Below are 24,196 nucleotides of genomic sequence, written 5' to 3' on the forward strand. Positions count from 1 at the left end.
CACACTGCACCATCGCTCGCGGCATCTCGGCATTCCATTGCCGGGACGCAAGCGGTTCAACACCTAAGCGCTGGCAGACACCGGGCGTGGTGTACGCACGCCCCAAAGCCAATAGCCCAGGGATAGCAGGATCAACCAGCCTACCCCGACGTACATGGCCGTGCGGCTGGCTGGGAACCAACCAAGAACGCCAAAAATGAAGACCATGAAAGCAATCGCGCAAGCGGGCCCTACTGGCCACAGTGGCACTCGATAATCCAGTGCAGCAACCTCCTCCTTGCTCATGCCACGCCGCATGGCCACTTGCGACAGCAGAATCATCAACCAGACCCAGACAATGGAGAAGGTGACGACTGCGGCAAGCACCAGGAACAAGCCTTCTGGCACCAAGTAGTTCAATACCACGCCCAGTAGCAGTGCGACACCCATGACAGCAACCGTCATCCACGGCACGCCGAAACGCGACAGTGAGGCGAAGCCGGCAGGCGCCTGGCCGTTTTGCGCCATGCCGTACATCATTCGCCCGGCACTGAAAATGTCGCTATTGATCGCTGAAACAGCAGCGGAAATGACCACGATGTTCAACACGGTGGCCGCGGAACTGATGCCCAGGCCACTGAAGATCTGTACGAACGGGCTGCCGTGGCTGCCAATACCGGTCCAAGGGTAAATGGACATAAGTACCAACAGGGTGAGGATATAGAACAAGAGGATGCGCAACGGCACTGAATTGATCGCCTTTGGCAGCACGCGCTTTGGGTCCCTTGCTTCGCCTGCCGTGATGCCGATCATTTCGACCCCGCCAAAGGCGAACATGACGACAGTGAAGGAAGCAATCATCCCACCGATGCCATTGGGGAAGAACCCGCCGTGGCTCCACAGGTTCGAGATACCGGCAACCGTGCCCGCATCGTCATTCAACTGGATGCCCAGCAGCAGTACAGCCCCGCCTGCCACAATCATGGCAACGATAGCGGTCACCTTCAGCAACGACAGCCAAAACTCCATTTCGCCGAACACTTTCACGCTACACAGGTTCAGCGCCCCGATAAAGAAGACGATCCCGAGCACCCAGATCCAGGCGGGTGTTTCAGGGAACCACAGCCCCATGTAGACACCAAACGCGGTCACATCCGCCAGGCACACCACCAACATCGAGAACGCGTAGCTCCAACCCGTCAGAAAACCAAAGTAACGACCTAGATACTGGCTGGCATAGTGTCCGAACGAGCCAGATACCGGGTTATGAACCGCCATTTCGCCGAGGGCGCGCATCATCATGTAAATGGCTGCACCGCCTATGAGGTAGGCAAGTAAAACAGAAGGGCCTGCCAGTTTTATTGCCGATGCCGAACCGTAGAAAAGCCCGGTGCCAATAGCGGAGCCTAACGCCATGAAACGAATATGTCGGGTAGACAGACCCCGCTTCAGCTGGTGTGAAGATTGAGCGTTCATAGATACCTTCTTGATTTTATTATCAGGTCCGCACAACGCACAGGTTGCGCGGTTTTATCAGGCACGCAGTATTTCAATCATCAAGCCCGTGGCCACAGCACCGGGAACAGTTCATGGTTCATCTTGGCGCCGCTGGCCAGTTGCGTTTCCAGCCCGGGAAACTGTGGCGACGTTTTCCACTGGCGCGGTGCATGAGTAATGTCGTCACCCAGGAAACGCACCGAGAAGGCACGACGCCGACGATTGCCCCCGACACCTCCAGAGGCATGCAAGGTCAGCATGTGGAAGAACACGGCATCGCCTGGGGAGAGTTCCCAGCCGAGAATGTTCCAGGCACTGCGATCGGCCTCGATGTCCGGCAAGTCAGCCAGGCTGCCTTCCGGGAACCATTGCGCCTGGCTGTCGAGAAAGCTGCGCGGCATCAGCCACGGCCCCAGGTGCGAGCCCCCCACGAATTCGAGGGTGGACTCCCTCGCAACAGGGTCGATTGGCATCCACATGCTGCAGTTCTGGCGCCCATCGATGTTGTAATAGGGCTGGTCCTGATGCCAGGGCGTCCGCTGGCGCGTATTAGGCTCCTTGACCAGCAGGTGATCGTGATAAAGCCGGGCTGTCTCGCTGTTCATGAGTTGGGCTGCAACACCCCCTACCCGGCTCTCGAAGATGAACTGACGATAGGCGGTGATATCGCCCCAATTACAGAAGTCTTCAAAGAACCAACCGGGGTCATCAGGACGACTCGCCACCTTGGCGCGCTCGCTTGGGGTTTTCAAGTTCTGTTCAATGCCGGATTCGAGCAGTGCAACTTCTTCCGGCGTAAACAAGTTACGCACGCAAACAGCACCGTCACGCTGAAAAGCCTCGATGGTTTCATCGCTCAGTTGGAATTCTGCGTATTGATTCATAAAGCACCCTTTAGTCTTTTTATTGGGGCAGGCGCACGCAAGTTTTCAAGAGAAATAAGCAAGGTGCACAGCGAGTATTGCTTTTTGGCACCAATAGGAAAAGAATATATTTCCTAATTTTGAGTATAGGAAAAAATGATAGGGTTCTCTTTCAGGCAGCTCGAGTACTTCGTGGCCGTGGCCGAACATGGCAGCATCAGCGCTGCAGCGAGAGCCCGGCACGTTTCACAGCCCTCGGTGTCGGTTGCCATTGCTCAGCTTGAAGAGGCGCTGAATGAGCGGCTGTTCCGGCGCCAGGTCAGCCGTGGGCTGGAGCTGACCTCAGCGGGCACGCGCTTGCTCGCCCAGGCACGCGACATCATTGGCATGGCCATCGCCATGAATCAAAAAGCGGATACGGTGCAAGGCTCACTTCGCGGCAACTTGTCGCTTATCTGCTTTCAAGACTTGGGCCCTTATTACGCGCCCAGGCTGCTGTCGAGCTTTCGCAAGCAGTATCCCGAAGTCGAGGTAACACTGTTCGAGACCGACCTGGCAGGCGTGCACCGCCATCTGAGCGCCGGTAAAGCCGAGCTTGCGCTTACCTATGACATAGGCCTCGATCCCTCGCTGCCGCGTCAGGTGTTGGCCGAATTGAAACCCTACGCGCTCATCGCCACTGACCATCGGCTCGCCCACCTGGCCGCGATACCGCTGCATGAACTGGCGCAAGAGTGTTTGATTCTTGAGGATATCGCGCAAACCCGCGAGTATTTCCTTTCACTGTTTTGGGCGCATAACCTGCAACCGCGTACACAGCAATATACCCAGACCTTCGAGATGCAACGTGGCCTGGTCGCCCATGGCTATGGGGTTGCGCTTTCATGCACCCGGCCTGCTGGGGATCACTGTTATGACGGCACACCGCTGTTGTGCCGGCCATTGCTGGAAGCCGTATCACCGCAAAAAGTGGTGCTGGCTCAATCAGGCATGATGCACCCCTCGCCGGTAGCGGAGGCGTTCAAAAGTTGGGTCGCTCGGGAAATAGCAGTCGGGGCCCCTGCGGGACCGAGCTCACCCTAAAGTTAGTTAAGCTATTGGGGCCGACTTAAATGCGTGATCCTAGATTCAGGTCCATCGCCTGGGACATCAACATAGAACCTTCTCGCAAAGGCTCTGGTAAGCCGCTGTCACAAAATCCGCTTTTTCTGTACAAGCTCATCGCCGGGGAGTCTGCGATCGTCACACCTAACCTGACAGTTTGCGCCCCGCGACTTTCAGCCCAAGCAATAGCTTCTGCTAGCAGAGACCGGCCGACTCCGACCCCTCGCACGGCAGGTTCCACCCACATCTGAAAAATCTCGACGACTCCTGACGCCGCTTCTGAAGATTTACACCACACCAAACCACAAGGCTCAGCGTGCTGAAAAGCCAAAAACGCCTGTGCGTATTTCGAAGCTGCGACAGCCGAGATACGGGCCGCCCAATCGTCATCACTTCTGGTCACTTCAGAAGCGTAGGTACTTGCGAAGGCAGCGGGTGAGTCTTGCAGAGCCCTCAAGCGCATATCCCGATATAACGGCCAATCACGTGCAGCTATAGGGCGAACGAACACATTGCTAATTCCCACGTCTCTGCTCCTTTACCGGTCACGGCAAGCCGTGAAGCCAAAACTGCGTCATCGCAGAACGACTGCAAATGCAAATCAGCTTTGATCGGGTAGCATGTACTCAAACTTGTATGAGTGATGCCTGTCGGTGATCGTGGTCACCATGCTACCTGTTAGCCCAGAAAGCGCGTCAGTGCCGGAGTCAGGTACGACGGTGATGGACTGAACGGGCGCCCCACGGTTCATGGTCGAACTGTGTTGAAGTACGAAACTACCGCTGCGACCGTGCAAGGTTCCCTGCACAGTTTCCATGGCAACGTAACCGGCAGAACCTGGAACGCTGCTGCGAAAGGACAACATCTCACCTTGACTGGTGGCGTCCAGGTCACCCTTGAACTGCTTGTCCAAAGACAATCGACCGAGGCCAGATTTCTCAGTAGCACGGCTCAAGGGTTGCGGATTCAGCGTGATGTCGAATGACCCTACGGCGGTCTGTTGCATTGCAAATTCCTTTTTGACCCGGCTCCGTGCCGGTGCCTTGTAATACTCCATCCAAGCTCCAATTGCCATCATTCAGCCCTGTGTACGGCTGGATCTCATTATCCAAGCAACCATCAATTACCGTGGACAGGTCCAACGATGCGTGACCGAAACGACACTCGCCCAGCTGGGCGAGCGGGATGCGCTGCTCGGTGAAGTTCTCGAGGCATTCCAAATTGGGGTATTCGGATTTCTGTGTGTAATCGGAGCCTATCCCTAAAGTAGTATTTCGAGTGGGAAGGCGCAGCAAGGCAAATCCACCCTATTGCGCAGGTGCTACGGAAACATTTGATTGGCATTTCGGGGTGGCGGCGGGGTTAGATGAATTCGCCCCTGAACAAAACGCTGAAGCCCAAAGCTGAAACGGCAAAAGTGTTATAAACCAATTTGCGGCGCTGCATCAGGCTCTTGTCAACCTGAGCTCACTCTCAAGGATGTGCTATGAACTACAACGAATTCACCAGTTACCTCGCAGACCGAATTGTGGCGATTCGCACCCGCGAGCTCGTACCTGGTACTCAAAGGCGGCGCGGGCGGTACTACGATGCAGCCTATGCCTCGGTGTTGGAGTGCCGGGCATTTTTCGACCGACTTTCTCTTGATGAAGGCCCTCATAACGACTACAACCCCACAAGCAAGGCCTCGGTCGAGGCCTATCGTGTGGCGTTGTACGCAGAATTGGCCGAAGAACTGGGTAATCGGGTGGCGGATGCTTGCGTGCAGGGCGACGTATCTTTCCTGGATTCTGTGCTCAGGTACCCGGTGCCTTACGGGGAGGGGGTGTCAGACCAGAGGTTTGCCCGAGTGGCTGCGGAGTATTTTTCCAATATTGTTTTTGAGCGCACCTGTGTCGGGTGTCGTGCAAAGTACAAGGTAGCGCTGAAGGCCCAGACCTACCGGATGGTTTCAAATCATCACCCGGAAACCTGCGCTGCCGTGCGAGTAGCTCCCGTACAAGCAGCTAAGCCAGAGGTCAAGGTGGCGGAAAAGAAGGGAACAGACCCTATCAAACGCTTGTTCGTCGATCTAAATCGACCTGTGATACCCGAAGAGATGCTCAAGCCAACACAAAAGCCCGCTTATAATTCCCCTGCGTATCGGGCCAATGCCAAAGCTGCCTTGCGCTTGTACGCAGAGTTTCTCAAGTTCTATGAGAACAACCCGTTCACGGAGAGTGATCCAGAGGAAAACCAGCGCCAAATGGAGCGCATGTATAACGTCGCTGTGCGCACGATATTCAACTTCGATCCAAACGCAAACAAGCAACAATGATCACGACATGAAAATAGTCACCGCGTCGGTGCGCAGTAATCGCGAGTTCGGCCAACCAGGCCGGTGGCAGTTCTTTTTTTACCTGGGCATCTGATGGGCAGGCGTGGCAGAAACTACTGAACAGCAGGTGCCTGCCGCTTCCAATCCTTGGCCGCAGCGGCTACGTAACCCATCATCGATAGGGGCACTTTGAATACCGGATAGGCAAGCGTCTGCATCCTGATCATAGTGTCCAGCATCAGCGTGCCGCTGCCCTGCTCGCCAGCAGTGCCAGTCCAGGCCTGGTAAGTGGGGTGAGACGTCAGGCTGGTACTGATGAAAGTCCTGCCCAGCGCCAGTACCAACAGCACCACGGCTACAGTGGCACATGCCTTGAACAAAGGGCTCCTGAAGCGCCAACCACTCTTCAACTGCACACCCAGCAACGCGCTCTTGGCGATATGCACCAGCGCCCCTAGCAACGACAAGGTCAGGGCGAACACCGGGGCAATCATGGCCTCGTAAGCCTCTTTTCCGTCGTCTGCCTGCGAACCTCCATCACGGTAGCCGTCGAGTTGATGGGTGTAATTGCGCAGGCCATCGTGTGTACGCCCGGCAAGCGCTCGATGGTAGAAACGCTGCTCGAACTGTTCGCGGGTAATTTCCGCCATCGGCAAATTGCCAATGTTGTCAGGGAACTCAAGCCCCTCGCGCCACAGCGCAAACCCCAGAAAGGAGCACATCCGTACTCCTACGCTGTAACCCCTCTCCCCTCTATCCACTGCCACGATATGGCGACCAAGTATGCTAAGCCCTGCCTACATGGGCGGGGTGGTCAAGCATTGAAAAAGGCCCCTCAGCAAGCAAATATGGTAATTAGCCATCGCATTGATGCAGCCGCAAATAACAGGGGAAAATGGAATGACGTTGAAAGTTGCCATCGCGCTCAGCTGCCTCCTTGGCGTCTCGAGCACTGCTTTCGCCCGGCTGGATTTTCAGTATCAGGAGCTACCGCAGGATAGATCTAGCAGGGAATATGGCGCTCAAATTAAAGACCTTGAGAAAGTGATGGAGGGTTACAAGTGGGCCGCTGACAATGGGGCTGGTTTCATTATTACTTCAATCCCGAACCCCATACCGAATGTCACCAGTGATCGAGCCGTCAACGGCTTGTACTTCGGAATGCAGCGATTTATTTATGACAAAGAGCAAGTTCGAGCTGCTCCATATGAGCTTTACGCGCGACAAAGCGGGCGCGTCGGGTACGTGGAGCTCTGGGACGATGAAAGCGCCGGGTCAATGCACGTGAAAATCATTGACGACAATACTCTTGAAGTTTTCAACGACGCAAAGGAGAGCGACGAAAAGGATCGCCTTATATACAAAAAAGTAGCGCGCTTTGAAAAGAACCCTCGAGAAGACAGGCTCGAAAGCGCAGAAGAGTCCGGCGTATTCCGCTAACGTCCCACTTTATTCGAGGCTACGCCTGTAGCCTCATCATTTCGAGCTCGGCGCAAACTATGTGCTGGCAGAACCTTCCTTTCATTTAAACATCTCCTCCTCCTTCAAAGTCAGCCGCTTTAGCGGCAAGGACGAAGTCATACTGAAGAAAAGTATCCGCTAGAGGTTCAGAGCGCTACCAGCGACACCTTCATCGCAATGAGCAAAGGCATCACGACCTTGAGGCTCATGGTCGAAGCCGGAAAGAAATACCCGGTTCGCTTCCATCAAGGTTCACGACCTGAAGCATACATTCGGACGTAGACTGAAAGCAGCAGCTGTGAGTTTGGAAGATCGGAAGTCGCTACTTGGCCACAAGAGCGGAAGCGTGACCCGTCATTACTCCGGAGCGGAGATTGGTCAGAAGATTGATGCAGCAAACAAGGTATTGGCCACCGACTCGCGCGGGCCGGTACTCACGATGCTGACCAGGAGGAAGGCATGAAAAACGGAGAAGTCACGCAAAAGTCACGCAAATGAAAAAGGCCAATGCTCGGAACATTGGCCTTTCCCATTGGGATTATTGGTCGGGACGGAGTGATTCGAACACTCGACCCCTTGCACCCCATGCAAGTGCGCTACCGGGCTGCGCTACGCCCCGACTCTATTCTCGATACTGCTGAGAACGATGAAGAATCTACCCTAACCTCCTGATAAATGAAAGCTTTTTCTCAAAGAATTTTCACTTACCAGCAAACAAGCTCATTTCTTCAACACTACCAACACATCCTCCAACTCAACAATCATCTGCCGAATCAGTTGCTTGTATTGGCTGGATTCATCCTTAGCCTCATCACTGGAGAGCCTCAACCGGGCCCCGCCAATGGTGAACCCCTGATCATAAAGCAGCGCACGAATCTGGCGGATCATCAGCACATCCTGGCGCTGGTAATACCGCCGGTTGCCCCGCCGCTTCACAGGGTTAAGCTGGTCGAACTCCTGCTCCCAATACCGCAGCACGTGCGGCTTAACCGCACAAAGCTCACTCACTTCACCAATGGTGAAGTAGCGCTTGCCTGGTATGGGGGGCAGTTCGTCGTTATGGCTTGGTTCCAGCATAGGCCTCAACCCGGGCCTTCAACTTCTGCCCTGGACGAAAGGTGACGACGCGCCGTGCAGTGATCGGGATCTCTTCCCCTGTCTTGGGGTTGCGGCCCGGCCGCTGGCGTTTGTCGCGAAGGTCGAAGTTGCCGAAACCGGACAGCTTCACCTGCTCGTTCTCTTCAAGTGCGTGCCGAATTTCTTCGAAAAACAGCTCGACCAATTCCTTGGCCTCACGCTTGTTAAGCCCCAGCTCCTCGTACAGCCTTTCGGCCATCTCAGCTTTCGTCAGAGCACCCATGCCGTTATTTCCTTAACGTGGTGTTCAACCTTTGTTCGAGCGAGGTGAGGATGTTTTGCAGGGTAGTGTTCACCTCATCGTCGTTAAGAGTGCGCGATGGATGCTGCCAGGTCAAGCCGACGGCAAGGCTTTTTCTATCAGGATCAATGCCTTTACCTTGGTAGACATCAAACAGCCTGAGGTCTGTGAGCCATTCGCCTGCATTGTCACGAATTAATTCAAGCACCGCGCTAGAAGCTACATCACGCCCTGCGATCAAGGCCAGGTCGCGACGGGTTTCCGGGAACTTGGACAGCTCGCTGAACTTCGGCAGGCGGCCTTCGACCACGTCGCCCAGCACCAGCTCGAACAGGAATACCGGGCGGTCCAGGTCCAGGGCCTTGGCCAGCTCTGGGTGGATGGCGCCGAGGTAGCCGACCAGTGTGCCGTCACGCTCGATGGCGGCGGTCTGGCCTGGGTGCAGGGCTGGGTGCTTGCCGGCGCTGAAGGTGAAGTCGCTCAGGGCACCGGAGTAGCCCAGCAGGGCTTCCACGTCGGCTTTGACGTCGAAGAAGTCGACGCCGTCGCGGCCGTTGGCCCAGCCTTCTGGCAGGCGGCTGCCAGTGATTACGCCGGCAATCATCGGCTGCTGCTGCAGGTCACCGAGCTGGCCGACAAAGCGCAGGCCGCTTTCGAACAGGCGCACGCGGTCTTGCTGGCGGTTCAGGTTGTGTTGCAGCGCCTTGACCAGGCCCGGCCACAGGGACGCGCGCATGGCGGCCATGTCGCTGGAGATGGGGTTGGCCAACAGCAGCGGCTCTACGCCCGGGCTGAACAGTTCGAACAGTTTCGGGTCGATGAAGCTGTAGGTGATGGCTTCCTGGTAGCCGCGGGCAACCAGCAGACGACGCAGGGTCGGCAGGTCACCGCGAGTCTCTGGCTTGCCCTGGGGGGCCAGGCGGGCTTGCGGGTAGCGAACCGGCAGGTTGTTGTAGCCGTACAGGCGGGCCAGTTCTTCGATCAGGTCGACTTCCAGGCTGATGTCGAAGCGATGGCTCGGGACGTTGACGGTCCACTGCCCTTCCCCGTTGCGAGTGGTGGTCAGTTCCAGGGCGTTGAGCAGTTGCTCGACCTGGGCTGGGTCCATTTCCATGCCGAGCATCTGGGTGATGCGTTCGGCGCGCAGGGTGACAGGGGCCACTTGCGGCAGGTGCTGTTCGCTGACGGCTTCGACGATCGGGCCGGCTTCGCCACCAACGATGTCCAGCAGCAGCTGAGTGGCGCGCTCCATGGCTTCGCGGGCCAGCTGCGAGTCGACGCCGCGTTCATAGCGGTGCGAGGCATCGGTGTGCAGGCCGTAGGAGCGGGCTTTACCGGCGACGGAAATCGGCTCGAAGAACGCGCTTTCCAGGAACAGGTCGCGGGTTTTTTCGGTATTCACACCGCTGTGCTCGCCACCCATGACGCCGGCGATGGCCAGGGCGCGGGTGTGGTCGGCGATCACCAGGGTATCGGCACGCAGGGCCACTTCCTGGCCGTCGAGCAGGACGAGCTTTTCGCCCTCTTCAGCCATGCGCACGCGGATGCCGCCGTTGATTTCCGCCAGGTCGAAGGCGTGCATCGGCTGGCCAAGTTCAAGCATCACGTAGTTGGTGATGTCGACGGCGGCGTCGATGCTGCGCACGTCGCTGCGGCGCAGGCGCTCGACCATCCACAGTGGGGTTGGCTTGCTGAGGTCGACGTTACGGATAACGCGGCCCAGGTAGCGTGGGCAGGCAGCCGGGGCACTGACTTCGACCGGGCGCACTTCGTCGTGGGCCGCCGCTACGGCTGGCACGACCGGACGAGTGACCGGGGTGTCGTACAGGGCGCTGACGTCGCGGGCCAAGCCCGCGATGGACAGGCAGTCGCCACGGTTGGGGGTCAGGCCGATTTCGATGCTGGCATCGTCCAGGCTCAGGTACTTGCGAATGTCTTCGCCAACCGGGGCGTCAGCCGCCAATTCCAGCAGGCCATCGTTCTCTTCGCTGATTTCCAGCTCGGCAGCCGAGCACAGCATGCCGAAAGACTCGACGCCGCGCAGCTTGGCCTTTTTGATCTTGAAGTCGCCAGACAGCTCGGCGCCGATCATGGCGAACGGGATCTTGATACCTGGGCGGGCGTTAGGCGCGCCGCATACGACCTGGAAAGTTTCCTGGCCGTTGGTCACCTGACACACGCGCAGCTTGTCGGCGTCCGGGTGTTGTTCGGTGGCGAGGATTTCGCCCACGACGATGCCGCTGAACTGGCCGGCAGCGGGGGTAACGCTGTCGACTTCGAGGCCGGCCATGGACAGGCGGGCGACCAGTTCGTCACGGGAGACTTGCGGGTTTACCCAACCGCGCAGCCACTGTTCACTGAATTTCATGCTGTTCTCCTGAAAGTTGCGTCGGGCATTGACCTAGCGGAATTGCGCGAGGAAGCGCAGGTCGTTGTCGAAGAACAGACGCAAATCGTTGACGCCATAGCGCAGCATGGCCAGGCGCTCGGCGCCCATGCCGAAGGCGAAGCCCTGGAACTCTTCAGGGTCGATGCCGGACATGCGCAGCACGTTCGGGTGCACCATGCCGCAGCCCATCACTTCGAGCCAGCCAGTTTGCTTGCACACGCGGCAACCATTGCCGGAACACATCACGCACTGGATGTCGACTTCAGCGGAAGGCTCGGTGAAGGGGAAGAACGATGGGCGGAAACGTACCGCCAGTTCTTTTTCGAAGAACACGCGCAGGAATTCTTCGATGGTGCCCTTGAGGTCGGCAAAGTTGATGTCGCGATCGATCAGCAGGCCTTCGACCTGGTGGAACATCGGCGAGTGGGTGATATCCGAGTCGCAGCGGTATACGCGGCCAGGGCAAACAATGCGGATTGGCGGCTGAGTGGACTCCATGGTCCGCACCTGCACCGGCGAGGTGTGGGTACGCAGCAGCATGTTGGCATTGAAGTAGAAGGTGTCGTGCATCGCCCGGGCCGGGTGGTGGCCAGGGATATTGAGCGCTTCGAAGTTATGGTAGTCGTCTTCGACCTCTGGGCCTTCGGCGATGCCGTAGCCGATGTGGGTGAAGAACTGCTCGATGCGCTCGAGTGTACGGGTGATCGGGTGCAGGCCACCGGTGGCCTGGCCGCGACCTGGCAGGGTGACGTCAATGCACTCGGCAGCCAGGCGAGCGCTGAGCTCGGCTTCTTCAAAGGCGGCCTTGCGGGCATTGAGCACAACGGTAACGCGCTCTTTGGCGTCGTTGATCAGCGCGCCAACTTTCGGCCGCTCTTCGGCTGGCAGGTTGCCCAGGGTCTTCATCACCTGGGTCAGCTCGCCCTTCTTGCCGAGATAATTAACCCGGATCTGTTCCAGGGCGTTGATGTCTTCAGCGCGTTCCACGGCCTCTAGGGCTTGGGAGACCAGCGCATCCAGGTTTTCCATGTACAGACTCCAGATACGAAAATAGGGGAAGAGCTTTGAAGGCTCTTCCCCTATCGATGACGTTCAATGCCCGACAGCGCTAGCGCCGCCGGGTGATTGTCGCGGGTACTTAAGCCAGAACGGCTTTAGCTTTCTCGACAATCGCAGCAAACGCCGCTTTTTCGTTCACTGCCAGATCAGCCAGAACCTTACGGTCGATTTCGATCGAAGCCTTTTTCAGGCCAGCAATCAGACGGCTGTAGGACAGACCGTTGGTGCGGGCACCGGCGTTGATACGAGCGATCCACAGTGCGCGGAACTGACGCTTCTTCTGGCGACGGTCGCGGTAGGCGTATTGGCCTGCCTTGATGACCGCTTGCTTGGCTACACGGAATACGCGCGAACGTGCACCGTAGTAACCTTTAGCCAGTTTCAGAATTTTTTTGTGACGCTTACGAGCGATAACGCCGCGCTTAACACGAGCCATGAGTAACTTCCTCTATCTTAACCAGAATTAACGAACGCGCAGCATGCGCTCGACTTTTGCTACGTCGGACGGGTGCAGCAAGCTGGCACCGCGCAGTTGACGCTTACGCTTGGTCGACATTTTGGTCAGGATGTGGCTCTTGAAAGCGTGCTTGTGCTTGAAGCCCGAAGCTGTCTTCAGGAAGCGCTTCGCAGCACCGCTTTTGGTTTTCATTTTTGGCATGTTGGAACTCCGCATTCGATAAAATTACACATAATCATCAGGCCTGCCGTGCCCGGGAGATTACTTCTTTTTCTTGGGGGCGATGACCATCATAAGCTGGCGTCCTTCCATCTTAGGATGCTGCTCAACGGTGCCGTATTCGGCGAGGTCGGCTTCGACCCGCTTCAACAGCTCCATGCCCAGCTCCTGGTGGGCCATCTCACGACCACGGAATCTCAGAGAGATCTTGGCCTTGTCCCCATCGGTAAGGAAACGTACCAGGTTGCGTAGTTTTACCTGGTAATCCCCATCCTCCGTCCCTGGACGAAACTTGATTTCTTTGATCTGGATCTGCTTCTGGTTTTTCTTGGCTTCGTTAGCCTGCTTCTTCTTCTCGAAGAGGTGCTTGCCGTAGTCCATGACCTTGCAGACCGGTGGTACCGCGTCTGCAGAAATTTCTACCAGATCCAGCTTCGCTTCATCAGCGATACGCAGCGCTTCATCAATCGAGACGATGCCAACCTGCTCGCCGTCTGCGCCAATTAACCGAACCTCGCGGGCCGAGATATTCTCGTTGATCGGGGCCTTCGGTACAGCACGCTTATCGTTTCTCATTTCACGCTTAATAGTCATTACTCCGATTCTTGGCGACCACGCCGGGAAACCGCTTGTGTCAGCAACTCAGCGAATTGGGCGACGGGCATGGAGCCCAGGTCTGCGCCTTCGCGAGTACGCACAGCGACGGTTTGCGTTTCGACTTCGCGGTCCCCTATAACCAAAAGGTACGGGACCTTGAGCAAAGTATGCTCGCGGATTTTAAAGCCGATCTTCTCATTTCTCAAGTCCGACTTGGCACGGAAACCGCTACCGTTCAGAGATTTCTCTACCTCGAGGGCGAAATCGGCCTGCTTGTCGGTGATATTCATGATCACCGCCTGGGTCGGGGCCAGCCACGCCGGGAATACGCCAGCGTAGTGTTCGATCAGCATGCCGATGAAGCGTTCGAACGAACCGAGAATGGCGCGGTGCAGCATGACCGGGCGAACACGGCTGTTATCTTCGGCGATATAGCTGGCATCCAGGCGTTCTGGCAGGTTCGGGTCGTACTGCAGGGTACCGCACTGCCAGTTACGGCCGAGGCAGTCGCGCAGGGTGAACTCGATTTTCGGGCCGTAGAAGGCGCCCTCGCCTGGCTGGTATTCCCACTCAAGGCCCGATTCGTTCAGGGCGTCGGCCAGCGCCGTTTCGGCACGGTCCCACAACTCTTCAGAACCTACACGCTTGGCCGGACGGGTGGACAGCTTCATGGCGATGTCGCTGAAGCCGAAGTCCTTGTACACGTCCAGGGTCAGCTTGATGAAGTCGGCAGCTTCTTTCTTCACCTGCTCTTCGGTGCAGAAGATGTGCGCGTCGTCCTGTACGAAGCCACGCACGCGCATGATGCCGTGCAGGGCGCCAGACGGCTCGTTACGGTGGCAGGCACCGAACTCGGCCAGGCGCAGCGGCAGGTCACGGTAGCTTTTCAGGCCCTGGTTGAACACCTGCACGTGGCACGGGCAGTTCATCGGTTTTACCGCGTAGTCACGGCTTTCCGACGACGTGGTGAACATGTTCTCGGCGTAGTTGGACCAGTGGCCGGAGCGCTCCCAGAGGATACGGTCGACAACTTGCGGGGTCTTGATTTCCTGGTAGCCGTTTTCACGCTGCACGCCACGCATGTACTGCTCGAGTACCTGGTAGACGGTCCAGCCGTTGGCGTGCCAGAACACCATGCCTGGGGCCTCTTCCTGCAGGTGGAACAGGTCGAGCTGCTTGCCGATCTTGCGGTGGTCGCGCTTTTCGGCTTCTTCGATGCGCTGGATGTAAGCGGCCAACTGCTTCTTGTCAGCCCAGGCGGTGCCATACACGCGCTGCAGCTGCTCGTTCTTGGCATCGCCGCGCCAGTACGCGCCGGACAGCTTGGTCAGCTTGAATGCCTTGAGGAAGCGAGTGTTCGGCACGTGCGGGCCACGGCACATGTCGACGTATTCTTCGTGGTAGTACAGGCCCATGGCCTGCTCATCCGGCATGTCTTCGACCAGGCGCAGCTTGTAGTCTTCGCCACGGGCCTTGAACACATCGATCACTTCGGCACGCGGGGTCATCTTCTTGACCACGTCGTAGTCTTTCTCGATCAGCTCCATCATGCGCTTTTCGATAGCGGCCATGTCTTCAGGGGTGAAGGGGCGCTCGTAGGCGATGTCGTAATAGAAGCCTTCGTCGATCACCGGGCCGATCACCATCTTGGCGGTCGGGTACAGCTGCTTCACGGCGTGGCCAACCAAGTGGGCGCACGAGTGACGGATGATCTCCAGTCCCTCTTCATCTTTAGGGGTAATGATCTGCAGGGTGGCGTCGTTGCTGATCAGGTCGCAAGCATCGACCAGTTTGCCGTCGACCTTGCCGGCCACGGTGGCCTTGGCAAGGCCCGCGCCGATGGAAGCGGCTACGTCGGCTACGGATACGGCGTGATCAAACGAACGTTGACTGCCATCGGGAAGAGTAATAACGGGCATGGCGCCTCCTCTCCTAGTGGTGACCCCTACCAAAGGTCACGTGGGTTGGGATGAGCCAGTACAAGATCCGACCTGCCTTTCTTTAAGGAAAGCCTGCCTCACAGTGGCAGAAGCCTTTCAGCTTGTCAGGGACGAACCAGAGTGACTGGAAAGAAAAAAGATAGCTGTAGCCGGCAACAACGCGACCACAAGCCGAGCATGCTAGCACGCGGGTTGCACCCCAGGCAGAAATATTTGGAAATTGCACCGCAACGGTGAACTATCAGGAAAAAATGCCTATCAGACCTTGGGAAGCAACCTACTCTTGATGAGACCTTAACCCAAGGAGTAACTGGTTATGCGAGTTCCGTCTCTTCTGGCCCTGGCGGCCGCTGGCGCCCTGCTGCTGCCCGTGGCTGCGAACGCCGGCAACTTCCCACCTGGGAAGGAGGCCGGCTACATGACCCAGTGCACGCAGGTGGCCAGCGGCCAGGGTGTTGACGCTGCCACTGCGAAAAAGCACTGCGACTGTGGCGCGCAAGCCATCAAAAAGAATTTTACCGATGCCGAGATTGCCGACCTGGACAGCCAGGATGGCGTGGACGCCAAGCTGATGCAGAAGGCCCAGACGGTCGTTCAGCAGGCTTGTAAACCGAAAAGCTGAAACCTTAAAGCCAAGGTTGGCGAGCGATTCTTTGCCTTGAATCAACATCCGATGAAGGTAAAAGGCGCTACATCCGCAGAATTAGACTATGATGTCATCTGTGCCAGACAGCTCAGGCGTCTATGGCACTTCGAAAAATTTCAAGTTTCTGGAGATTCATCCCATGTCCAATCGCCAAACCGGCACCGTCAAATGGTTCAATGATGAGAAAGGCTTCGGCTTCATCACCCCACAAGGCGGCGGCGACGACCTGTTCGTTCACTTCAAGGCCATCGAATCCGACGGCTTCAAGAGCCTGAAAGAAGGCCAAACTGTTTCCTTCGTCGCCGAGCGCGGTCAGAAGGGCATGCAGGCTGCACAGGTTCGTCCGGAGTAATTCGGAAGCTGTAAAAAAACCCGCCCTTATGGCGGGTTTTTTTATGGGCGTTTGCATGGGCTGAGTGAAATGGCCTATGCGGGCACGCCATGTTTCGGGGGCCTGATGGCCCCTCAGCCTTGCATCAACCGCAGTTGACGCGGGTCACGTTGCCCTGCTCGTCCACATTCAGGTTCAAGCGCTCGGAGCGGTACTCCAGGGTAACCACGTCGTGCGGTTTGAGAATACGCGCCATTTGCGAGCCGCTGGCCTTGCGCGCCTGCTCCAACAATTCGGCGCTGGCTGGCTTGCCAATGGCAAAGTCAGCGCCGCTGGCTTCGCAACGGCCGTCGTTGCCTGCTGGCGTGGCCGGCGCAGCACCACCACCAGCGTTGTCACCAGTGCTGCAACCAGCCAGGACAGCAGCCACCGCCAGGGTTGCCAGGTAAGCACGGGTACGGAACATGAAGCCTCCTAAATCGGTCTGGGAACTGCCTGATCCGACAGCTCCACTCATCATTTGTTGCAAAACCGGCCAAGTCTGCCTGAACTGCAGCAGCGAGGCGAAAAGCAATCGTGACCGGATTTTGCACAACCCACTGCGTTTGCCATATGCTTAGCTCGCACGATCACTGGCGCAAAGCCATGATTTGCTGCAAGAAGTGGAGCGCATCCCGCCTCCATCGAACACCAGGGTCAGGTGTTCCCCTTCGTTCCGGGCCCCAAGCGAGAGCTTTTCATGAGCACCCACAGCATCGATGCCGATATCAAGGTCAAATGGGCCGAGGGCCAGAGCGCGTACAGCCCCGGCACACCGGAGGAGCTGCTGTTGATTGGCATCGACCTGCTGGTGCGCGATCGCGGCGCTGAAGCCGCGCGCGGCTTCATCGAGCAAGTGCTTGAGCGTTACGCGCCGCACGCGGCTATTCCAATCGTGCCAACCGGGCGCTGAGCAGGTCGAACAGCCCCTGGGCATCGCCCTGCTCCACCCACAGCACATTCGCCGGCTGCTTGAGCACGCCGTACCAGTCGGCAATCGTCTGGCCAAACGTTGGGCCTTCGCGGCTGTCGACGCTCATGTGAATGCGCCGGCCACTGAAAAGCTCGGGCTTTAACAGGTAGGCGATGACGCTGGCGTCGTGCACCGGGCCGCCGGGCATGCCGTACAGGTCCATGTCGTGGGTGATGTAGGCATTGAGGATATCTACCACGCGTTTGCTGGCCTGGTTATTCACGGCGGCCAGTTGCTTCAGGCGGGCGTCGCTGGTCAGCAGCTTGTGGGTGACATCCAGCGGCAAGTAGGTCAGTTGCACGCCGCTGGCCAACACCACTTCGGCGGCGTGTGGGTCGGCGTAAAGGTTGAACTCCGCCGCCGGGGTGATGTTGCCGCCGTTGAAATGGGCACCGCCCATGACGACCACCTCTTTGATGCCCTTGACGATGTCTGGGCGCTGAATCAACGCCAGGGCCAGGTTGGTCTGCGGGCCGAGCATGGCCACGGTGATGCTGTGGGGTGTGGCCGCGCCGAGGGTGTCGATCAGGTACTGCACGGCATTGCCCTGGGCCTGGGGCTTTTTCGGCTCGTGCACCGGTACGCCAGTGAGGCCTTCTTCGCCGTGTACGTCGGCAGCATAGATAGGTGTGCGCACCAACGGGCGACCGGCACCGGCGTAGACGGGGATATCTTCGCGCCCCGCCCATTCGCGAGCCAGGCGCGCGTTGCGCGAGGTTTTTTCCAGACGCACGTTGCCAGCCACTGTAGTGATGGCGCGGATGTTGAGTTCGTCGGGTGAGGCCATGGCCAGAAACAGCGCGACCACATCATCGGCGCCAGGGTCAGTGTCGATGATCAGGTCGATAGGGGCGGCCTGAAGGGTGGAAGCAGTGGCCATGAAGGCGATTCCTTGTAGCAGGGGTTTGAGCATGGGTGGCACTCCTGTTGCCTGGGTGGCGGTTTCCGGGGCCGCTTTGCCCCCCGCCCTTAGAAGGTGACGCCGGATATGAGGGCGATGTTGCTGTAGGGCTGGCATTCACCTGTGCGCACCACTGCACGGGCACTGCGCGAAAGCACTTTGAAATTCTCATGGCTCAGCCATTCGCGCTTGCCCAGCTTGCCCTTCAGTCGCTCGATTTCGACCAGCGCTGGTGGCACGACTTTCTGCATTTCTTCAGCCAGCACGTGCCGCTCTACCTGCAATTCGCTCAGCACTGCCCGCAACACGCTGGCGAAATCCGGCAACCCTGGGGTAACGGCCAGGTCGATCATCTCCACGCCCGGCGGCACCGGTAGCCCGGCATCACCGATCACTAGAATGTCACCATGCCCCATGCCGGCAATAACCCGCGACAGGGCAACGTTCAGCAATGGGGTTTTCTTCATGGTGTCAGCTCCGCCAGGTAAGGAATCGACGGCTGGGCACCGGCACGGGTGACCGACAATGCGGCGGCACGCTGGCCAAACACAATAGCCTCGCCCTCCTCCAGCCCCCGCACCAGCCCGGCCGCAAAGCCACCGACAAAGGTATCGCCGGCAGCGGTGGTATCCAACGGTTGCACCACCGACGCCGGATAGTGCTGGTGGCCTTGAGCAGTAATCCGCAAGGCCCCTTGCGCACCCAGGGTGATGATCACTTTCCCCGCCCCCAGTTGCAGCAGCCGCTCGCCAGCGCGCCGGGCGCTTTCCTGGTCGGTCACCGCCATGCCGGTCAACGCTTCGGCCTCGCTTTCGTTAGGGGTGAGGTAATCGATATGCGCAAACCAGTCCGCCGGCAAGGGACCGGTAGCAGGTGCTGGGTTCAGGATTACCTGCTTACCCAGCTCATGCCCTCTGGCCAGGGTCCAGGCCACGGTTTCGGCCGGCACTTCCAGTTGGCAAATGATCACTTCAGCCGCCTGCAACAGCGCATCGAAACGCTGCACCGACCGTGGCGTAAGCAGGCCGTTGGCGCCGGGAATGATAACGATACAGTTCTGGCTGGCGGCATCCACGGTGATCAGTGCGACACCACTGGAAACCCCTGGGCACGTGCTTACGCCCTGGCAGTCGATACCCTCGACGTACAATGCCCGGTGCAGTTGCCGACCATAATCGTCGTCCCCACATTGCCGATCATCGCCACGCTACCGCCCAACCGTGCCACTGCCACGGCCTGATTAGCGCCCTTGCCGCCCGGCACGGTGAAAAAGCTTTCGCCGGGTAGTGTTTCGCCGGCCCTGGGCAGGCGCTGCGCGCGGGCCACCAGGTCCATATTGAGGCTGCCGACCACCACAACCTTGGCATTCATGACATTTCCTTAGCGTTAGCGGTAATCATTGAACAGGTCCGGGCGTGGCCCGGTGGACTCACGCAAGACGATGCGCGGGGCAATGATGCGTTGCTCTGCCGCGCCTTGCCGGGGTGTACCGATACGCGTCAGCAACAGTGAAGCGGCACTTTCGCCCAGCTCGCGAATCGACTGGCCCACCGTGGTCAACGGCGGGTAGACGTAGCGGCTGAGCTCGATGTCGTCGAAGCCGATCACCGACAGTTCGCCGGGTACGCTGATATTGCGTTCGGCTGCAGCGCGCAGCACGCCGAAACCAATCATGTCATTGCCGGCAAAAATTGCCGTGGGCCGCTTGCCCTCCAGCACCTGCGTTGCCGCCGCATGGCCACCTGGGCTGGTGAAGTCGCAGTGCAGCACACGGTTGCCCAGCAGGGGCGCACCGGCTTCGATCATGGCGCGGCGAAAGCCGCACAGGCGCAGCTGAGTAACCCCGGTTTCGGCAGGGCCGCCGATGTAGGCGATGTCGCGATGGCCAAGCTCCAGCAGGTGCTGGGTGGCCAGGTACGCGCCATGCTCGTGGTCGATACGCACCAGGTCGGCATCGACGCCCTCCAGCTCACGGTCGACGATGACCATGGGCGTGCGTACACAGGCCAGGCTTTGCAGCAGGTCGCTGTCCTGGCCCACCGAGGCTACCACCAGGCCGTCGATGCGTTTTTCCAGCAGCACGCGCAGGTAACTGCGCTGCTTCTGCGGGTTGTCGTCGGAGTTGCACAGGATCACACAATAGCCGTTGCGTTCGCAGGCGTCTTCGATACCCCGCGCCAGCTCGGCGAAGTACGGGTTGACGCTGTTGGGCACCAGCAGGCCGATGGTGGCCGTGCTACGCGCCTTGAGTGAGCGGGCCACCGCACTGGGCACATAATCCAGTTCGATAATGGCGGCTTCCACTTTCAACCGCACCTGTTCGCTGACGGGTCGGGTCTTGTTCAGTACATGGGACACGGTGGTGTAAGAAATACCCGCCAGCGCCGCGACATCTTTGATGGTTGCCATGTTGTCAGTTCCGCCGGGCTGCACGCCGGCTGCGGTAAGTGTCGAGCACCACGGCGATGACGATCACCGCCCCGGTGATGATGCGTTTGGTTGGTTCGCTGGCGCCGATCTGCGCCAGCCCGGCGGCCAGTACGGAAATGATCAGTACGCCAAAGAAGGTGCTGATAACCGAGCCACGCCCGCCCATCAGGCTGGTGCCGCCGATCACTACAGCGGCAATCACCTGCAGTTCCAGGCCGGAGCCAGCATTGGGGTCGGCGGCTTCCAGCCGCGAGATCTGGAACAGCGCGGCCAGGCCGGCGAGCAGGCCCATCAAGGCGAACACCAACACTTTGTAGGGCCGCGGGTCGATACCGGCGAGGCGTACGGCTTCTTCGTTGGTGCCAATGCCAATCAGGTAGCGGCCGAATACTGTACGGGTCAGCACCAGCTGGGCCAACACGATTACCAGCAAGGCAATGATGAACGCTGGCGAAATACCAAAGGCGACCGGGTTGGAGAACCAGGCATAGGCATCGCCAATATAGGCGGTGCGCGAGTCGGTGAACTGGTAGGCCAGACCACGGGCCATTTCCAGCACGCCGAGCGAGACAATGAATGACGGGATACGCCAGGCCACGGTGACGCACCCGGTAATGCTACCGGCCAGCGCGGCCACGGCCATGCCCAGCATCGCCGAGGGCAGCACGCCCCAGCCCCAGCCGAGAATCGCCACGCTCACCGCGGAGGCAGCCAGCGCCAGCACCGAGCCCACCGACAGGTCGATACCGCCGATAATCAGCACGAAGGTCATGCCCACCGCCAGTACCATCAGGTCCGGGATCTGGTTGGCCAAGGTGCTGAAGGTGCTGTAAGACCAAAAGTGGCTGCTGAGGAATGAGAACAACACGATCATCGCCAGCAAGGCGCCAGCCAAGCCCAAGTAAGTGGCCAAGCCAAAGTACGTGCCACTGCGGCGCACGGGAGCGGCGCCTTGGCTGTCTAGCGGGGTGGTTTTCATGCATTCTTCCTGGGTGCTGCATCGTGCAGCAGTGCGTCACGTTTCTGATATCCGGCAAAGGCGGCGGCCAACAGCTGATCCTGAGTCCAATGCTCACGCTCGAAGGTGTCGATCAGGCGGCCGGCGGACAGCACAGCGATGCGGTCGCAAATCAGCATCAGCTCGCGCAGGTCGCTGGACACCACCACCAGGGCCTTGCCCTGGCGCGCCAGTTCGGCCAGCAGGCCATAGATGTCGAACTTGGCGCCCACATCGATGCCACGGGTAGGTTCGTCGAACAGCAGCACCTGGCAATCGCGCTCCAGCCAGCGGCCGATCACCACCTTCTGCTGGTTGCCGCCAGACAGCTCGCCCACTACCTGCTGCGCGCCGGCACTGCGAATGCGCATGGCCTGGATCTGGCGTTCGGCCAGGGCTTGCTCTGCCTGGCCATCGAGCACGCCGGCCCGCGATACCGCGCCCAGGTTACCCAGGGCGATGTTGGCGCTGATCGACTGCGTCAGCAGCAGGCCCTCGCCTTTGCGGTCTTCGGTAATCAGCGCGATACCCGCCCGCACGGCGGCCTTGGGCGAGTCGATGGTTACCGCTTGAAGTGGCTGGCCGAGCGCGATGCTGCCACTGTCGGCACGGTCGGCACCGTAGATCAGCCTCAGCAGCTCGGTGCGGCCGGCGCCGATCAGGCCGGATATACCAAAGATTTCCCCTGCCCTGACCTCGAACGACACCTCGCGCACCTTGTCAGCACGGCTTAGCTTGTCGACCTTGAGCAAGGGGGCACCGATCTGCCGGCGGCCCAGGTCGATATGCTCGCCCAGTTCGCGGCCGACCATCAGGTTGACCAGTTCGGCACTGGTGTAGCGCTGTATCGGCTCATCGCACACCAGTTTGCCATCGCGCAGCACAACGATGCGCTGAGCCACGCGCTGCAACTCTTCCAGGCGGTGCGAGATATAGACGATGGCCACGCCACGCTGGCGCAAGCGCTCAATCTGGGTGAACAGCAACTCCACCTCGCGCGCAGTGAGCATGGCAGTGGGCTCGTCGAAGATCAGCACATGGCAGTCACCGATCAGGTTGCGGGCGATTTCGACCATCTGCTGATGCCCGATACCCAACTCGCCCACCGGGGTATCCGGGTCGATGGCATCGAGCCCGACCTGGGCCATGGCGGCCATGGCCAATTGGCGCAGGCGCTTGTGGCTGATCCAGCCAAAGCGGCTGGGCAGGTTGTCGAGGAACAGGTTTTCCGCCACGGTCAGTGTCGGCAGCAGGTTCAACTCCTGCATGACCATGCGTACACCGAGGCGCTCGGCCTCGCTGCGGCTGGCGGGCGCGTAGGCCTGGCCGCGATAGGTCATGAGCCCGGTGGTGGGCACCTCCAGGCCACTGATGAGCTTGGACAGGGTACTCTTGCCCGCACCGTTTTCGCCGGTCAGGGCCAGCACTTCGCCGGCGCGCAGGCTGAGGCTGACGTCGCCTAGCACGGGCTGGGCGTAAGTCTTGCCCAACCCACGGGCGGCGAGTACCACTTCGTTGGCCAATGCAGGCATGGCCGTTCTCCTGGCAGCGTCAGGGCTTCTTGGTGATGAGTTTGACCGGGGTCTGGATGACGTTGTCGTCATCCACATCAGGCTTCTCGCCCTTGACCATTTTCAACGCCGCCTGGATGCCGTACACCGCCTGCTGGCTGGCGGCCTGGTCGAGGGTGGCGAGTACGCGACCATCACCAAGCATCGGTTTGATGGCGTTGATGTTGTCGTAGCCCACCACTTGCACCTGGCCGGTCTTACCGGCAGCACGCACGGCCGATACCGCACCCAGGGCCATGCTGTCGTTGCCAGCCAGCAGGGCTTTCAGTTCAGGGTATTCGTTGAGCATGGACGCCGCGACAGCGTTGCCTTTGTCGATTTCCCAGTTGCCACTTTGCACCGAGACGATCTTCATCTGTGCGGCCTCCATGGCGTCCTTGAAGCCGGCGGTGCGTTGCTGGGCGTTGGTGGTGGTCGGCACGCCTTCGATGATGCCCACCTGGTCGCCGGCCTTGAGCTTCTGGCTGGCCAGGTAGTCGCCGACCAGGCGCGCGCCCTTGCGGTTGTCGGGGCCAACGAAGGGTACGCTGATGCCTTTGCTCTTGAGCAGATCAGGGTCCAGACGGTTGTCGATGTTGATCACTACAACGCCCTGGTCCATGGCCTTCTTCACCGCCGACACCAGTGCCTTGGAATCGGCCGGGGCAATCACCAGCGCCTTGGCGCCGGAATTGACCATTTGCTCGACGATGCGGATCTGTTCGCCGGTGTCGGTTTCGTTCTTGATGCCATTGGCGACCAGGTCGAATTCACTGGCGTGGGCTTTCTGGTAGTCCTTGGCGCCGTCTTCCATGGTGCGGAAGAATTCATTGGCCAGCGACTTCATGACCAGGGCGACCTTGGGTTTGTCTTCGGCGTGGGCGGCCGACAATGGCAGGGCGAGAGAAAGCGAGGAAACGACAGCGAGGGCCAGCAGACGACCGGGGAACGGCAGTTTCATGGACGATGACTCCGAATCTTGTGTTTTTTATCGGATAGCAAACGTTTGCGGTACCTAACTATGGAAACAGGACCGGGGTTTGTCAAATCCGTTTGGCTGTCGGAGGCC

26 protein-coding genes, 1 tRNA gene and 2 pseudogenes are annotated in these 24,196 nt (G+C 59.0%); 7 read left to right on the top strand and 22 right to left on the bottom strand.

Going from position 1 to position 24,196, the window contains the following annotated elements:
- Positions 1–63: 63 nt before the first annotated feature.
- Both AB5975_27490 and AB5975_27495 read right to left on the bottom strand, forming a co-directional pair.
- On the bottom strand, positions 64–1,455 hold the full coding sequence (locus AB5975_27490; GenBank protein XDR20144.1) for an amino acid permease: 1,392 nt from the start codon (positions 1,453–1,455) through the stop codon (positions 64–66).
- 80 nt (positions 1,456–1,535) lie between these two features.
- Positions 1,536–2,360, bottom strand: coding sequence for a phytanoyl-CoA dioxygenase family protein (locus tag AB5975_27495; protein ID XDR20145.1), 825 nt, complete (start codon positions 2,358–2,360; stop codon positions 1,536–1,538).
- A gap of 135 nt (positions 2,361–2,495) precedes the next feature.
- Here AB5975_27495 and AB5975_27500 point away from each other — a divergent pair, with 135 nt between their 5' ends.
- Positions 2,496–3,422, top strand: a complete 927-nt coding sequence (locus AB5975_27500; protein XDR20146.1) for a LysR substrate-binding domain-containing protein — start codon at positions 2,496–2,498, stop codon at positions 3,420–3,422.
- 25 nt (positions 3,423–3,447) lie between these two features.
- On the opposite strand, the gene AB5975_27505 is transcribed toward AB5975_27500, so the two are convergent.
- A complete protein-coding gene (locus AB5975_27505) occupies positions 3,448–3,906 on the bottom strand; it encodes a GNAT family N-acetyltransferase (GenBank protein ID XDR23046.1) in 459 nt (152 codons plus the stop codon).
- A gap of 138 nt (positions 3,907–4,044) precedes the next feature.
- Positions 4,045–4,449, bottom strand: coding sequence for a DUF3224 domain-containing protein (locus AB5975_27510; GenBank protein ID XDR20147.1), 405 nt, complete (start codon positions 4,447–4,449; stop codon positions 4,045–4,047).
- 480 nt (positions 4,450–4,929) lie between these two features.
- Between AB5975_27510 and AB5975_27515 the strand changes: the two genes are divergently transcribed.
- Positions 4,930–5,760: a hypothetical protein gene (locus AB5975_27515; protein ID XDR20148.1), complete on the top strand. Its 831-nt coding sequence runs from the start codon at positions 4,930–4,932 to the stop codon at positions 5,758–5,760.
- Between the two features lie 113 nt (positions 5,761–5,873).
- Here the strand turns inward: AB5975_27515 and AB5975_27520 are convergent, their stop codons facing one another.
- Entirely contained in the window at positions 5,874–6,482 is a 609-nt protein-coding gene (locus AB5975_27520) for a hypothetical protein (protein ID XDR20149.1), read from the bottom strand.
- A 178-nt stretch (positions 6,483–6,660) separates the two neighbouring features.
- Between AB5975_27520 and AB5975_27525 the strand changes: the two genes are divergently transcribed.
- Entirely contained in the window at positions 6,661–7,200 is a 540-nt protein-coding gene (locus AB5975_27525; protein XDR20150.1) for a hypothetical protein, read from the top strand.
- 256 nt (positions 7,201–7,456) lie between these two features.
- A pseudogene (locus tag AB5975_27530) lies at positions 7,457–7,684 on the top strand (integrase).
- A gap of 79 nt (positions 7,685–7,763) precedes the next feature.
- Here the strand turns inward: AB5975_27530 and AB5975_27535 are convergent.
- From AB5975_27535 to thrS, 9 genes are all read right to left on the bottom strand, one after another.
- Positions 7,764–7,840 (bottom strand) — tRNA-Pro (locus AB5975_27535).
- A gap of 101 nt (positions 7,841–7,941) precedes the next feature.
- A complete protein-coding gene (locus tag AB5975_27540) occupies positions 7,942–8,298 on the bottom strand; it encodes a MerR family transcriptional regulator (protein XDR20151.1) in 357 nt (118 codons plus the stop codon).
- Positions 8,279–8,581, bottom strand: a complete 303-nt coding sequence (gene ihfA, locus AB5975_27545) for an integration host factor subunit alpha (protein XDR20152.1) — start codon at positions 8,579–8,581, stop codon at positions 8,279–8,281. The genes AB5975_27540 and ihfA overlap by 20 nt, the downstream gene beginning before the upstream one ends.
- A gap of 4 nt (positions 8,582–8,585) precedes the next feature.
- On the bottom strand, positions 8,586–10,967 hold the full coding sequence (gene pheT / locus AB5975_27550) for a phenylalanine--tRNA ligase subunit beta (GenBank protein XDR20153.1): 2,382 nt from the start codon (positions 10,965–10,967) through the stop codon (positions 8,586–8,588).
- A 33-nt stretch (positions 10,968–11,000) separates the two neighbouring features.
- Positions 11,001–12,017: a phenylalanine--tRNA ligase subunit alpha gene (pheS, locus tag AB5975_27555; GenBank protein ID XDR20154.1), complete on the bottom strand. Its 1,017-nt coding sequence runs from the start codon at positions 12,015–12,017 to the stop codon at positions 11,001–11,003.
- Between the two features lie 109 nt (positions 12,018–12,126).
- Entirely contained in the window at positions 12,127–12,483 is a 357-nt protein-coding gene (rplT, locus tag AB5975_27560) for a 50S ribosomal protein L20 (protein ID XDR20155.1), read from the bottom strand.
- A 27-nt stretch (positions 12,484–12,510) separates the two neighbouring features.
- Positions 12,511–12,705, bottom strand: coding sequence for a 50S ribosomal protein L35 (rpmI, locus tag AB5975_27565; GenBank protein XDR20156.1), 195 nt, complete (start codon positions 12,703–12,705; stop codon positions 12,511–12,513).
- Between the two features lie 60 nt (positions 12,706–12,765).
- On the bottom strand, positions 12,766–13,317 hold the full coding sequence (gene infC, locus AB5975_27570) for a translation initiation factor IF-3 (protein ID XDR20157.1): 552 nt from the start codon (positions 13,315–13,317) through the stop codon (positions 12,766–12,768).
- On the bottom strand, positions 13,317–15,239 hold the full coding sequence (gene thrS, locus AB5975_27575) for a threonine--tRNA ligase (GenBank protein XDR20158.1): 1,923 nt from the start codon (positions 15,237–15,239) through the stop codon (positions 13,317–13,319). Before thrS ends, infC begins: the two co-directional genes overlap by 1 nt.
- 337 nt (positions 15,240–15,576) lie before the next feature.
- Here thrS and AB5975_27580 point away from each other — a divergent pair, with 337 nt between their 5' ends.
- Together AB5975_27580 and AB5975_27585 are read left to right on the top strand one after the other, a co-directional pair.
- A complete protein-coding gene (locus AB5975_27580) occupies positions 15,577–15,882 on the top strand; it encodes a hypothetical protein (protein ID XDR20159.1) in 306 nt (101 codons plus the stop codon).
- Between the two features lie 163 nt (positions 15,883–16,045).
- Positions 16,046–16,258, top strand: coding sequence for a cold-shock protein (locus tag AB5975_27585; GenBank protein XDR20160.1), 213 nt, complete (start codon positions 16,046–16,048; stop codon positions 16,256–16,258).
- A gap of 124 nt (positions 16,259–16,382) precedes the next feature.
- Here the strand turns inward: AB5975_27585 and AB5975_27590 are convergent, their stop codons facing one another.
- Complete coding sequence (locus tag AB5975_27590) at positions 16,383–16,703, bottom strand: I78 family peptidase inhibitor (GenBank protein ID XDR20161.1); 321 nt, start codon at positions 16,701–16,703, stop codon at positions 16,383–16,385.
- A gap of 273 nt (positions 16,704–16,976) precedes the next feature.
- Here AB5975_27590 and AB5975_27595 point away from each other — a divergent pair, with 273 nt between their 5' ends.
- The gene (locus AB5975_27595; protein ID XDR20162.1) at positions 16,977–17,189 is read left to right on the top strand and encodes a hypothetical protein; all 213 of its coding nucleotides are present in this window, start codon (positions 16,977–16,979) and stop codon (positions 17,187–17,189) included.
- On the opposite strand, the gene AB5975_27600 is transcribed toward AB5975_27595, so the two are convergent.
- The 7 genes and pseudogenes from AB5975_27600 to AB5975_27630 all read right to left on the bottom strand — a co-directional run bounded on the left by AB5975_27600 (position 17,161) and on the right by AB5975_27630 (position 24,088).
- Positions 17,161–18,162 carry a nucleoside hydrolase gene (locus AB5975_27600; GenBank protein ID XDR20163.1) on the bottom strand — a complete coding sequence of 334 codons (1,002 nt, stop codon included), beginning with the start codon at positions 18,160–18,162 and terminating at the stop codon, positions 17,161–17,163. The genes AB5975_27595 and AB5975_27600 overlap by 29 nt on opposite strands.
- 56 nt (positions 18,163–18,218) lie before the next feature.
- The gene (gene rbsD / locus AB5975_27605) at positions 18,219–18,617 is read right to left on the bottom strand and encodes a D-ribose pyranase (protein ID XDR20164.1); all 399 of its coding nucleotides are present in this window, start codon (positions 18,615–18,617) and stop codon (positions 18,219–18,221) included.
- Positions 18,614–19,521: pseudogene (gene rbsK / locus AB5975_27610) on the bottom strand (ribokinase). Before rbsK ends, rbsD begins: the two are co-directional and overlap by 4 nt.
- A gap of 15 nt (positions 19,522–19,536) precedes the next feature.
- Positions 19,537–20,559, bottom strand: coding sequence for a LacI family DNA-binding transcriptional regulator (locus AB5975_27615; GenBank protein ID XDR20165.1), 1,023 nt, complete (start codon positions 20,557–20,559; stop codon positions 19,537–19,539).
- A gap of 4 nt (positions 20,560–20,563) precedes the next feature.
- The gene (locus AB5975_27620) at positions 20,564–21,559 is read right to left on the bottom strand and encodes an ABC transporter permease (protein ID XDR20166.1); all 996 of its coding nucleotides are present in this window, start codon (positions 21,557–21,559) and stop codon (positions 20,564–20,566) included.
- The gene (locus AB5975_27625; GenBank protein XDR20167.1) at positions 21,556–23,109 is read right to left on the bottom strand and encodes a sugar ABC transporter ATP-binding protein; all 1,554 of its coding nucleotides are present in this window, start codon (positions 23,107–23,109) and stop codon (positions 21,556–21,558) included. The genes AB5975_27620 and AB5975_27625 overlap by 4 nt, the downstream gene beginning before the upstream one ends.
- A gap of 19 nt (positions 23,110–23,128) precedes the next feature.
- Positions 23,129–24,088 (bottom strand): sugar ABC transporter substrate-binding protein, encoded by a 960-nt coding sequence (locus AB5975_27630; GenBank protein ID XDR20168.1) that lies wholly within the window; start codon positions 24,086–24,088, stop codon positions 23,129–23,131.
- Between the last annotated feature and the right edge of the window lie 108 nt (positions 24,089–24,196).

Origin of the sequence: Pseudomonas putida, from assembly GCA_041071465.1 — a bacterium.
Taxonomy (GTDB): Bacteria; Pseudomonadota; Gammaproteobacteria; order Pseudomonadales; family Pseudomonadaceae; genus Aquipseudomonas; species Aquipseudomonas putida_P.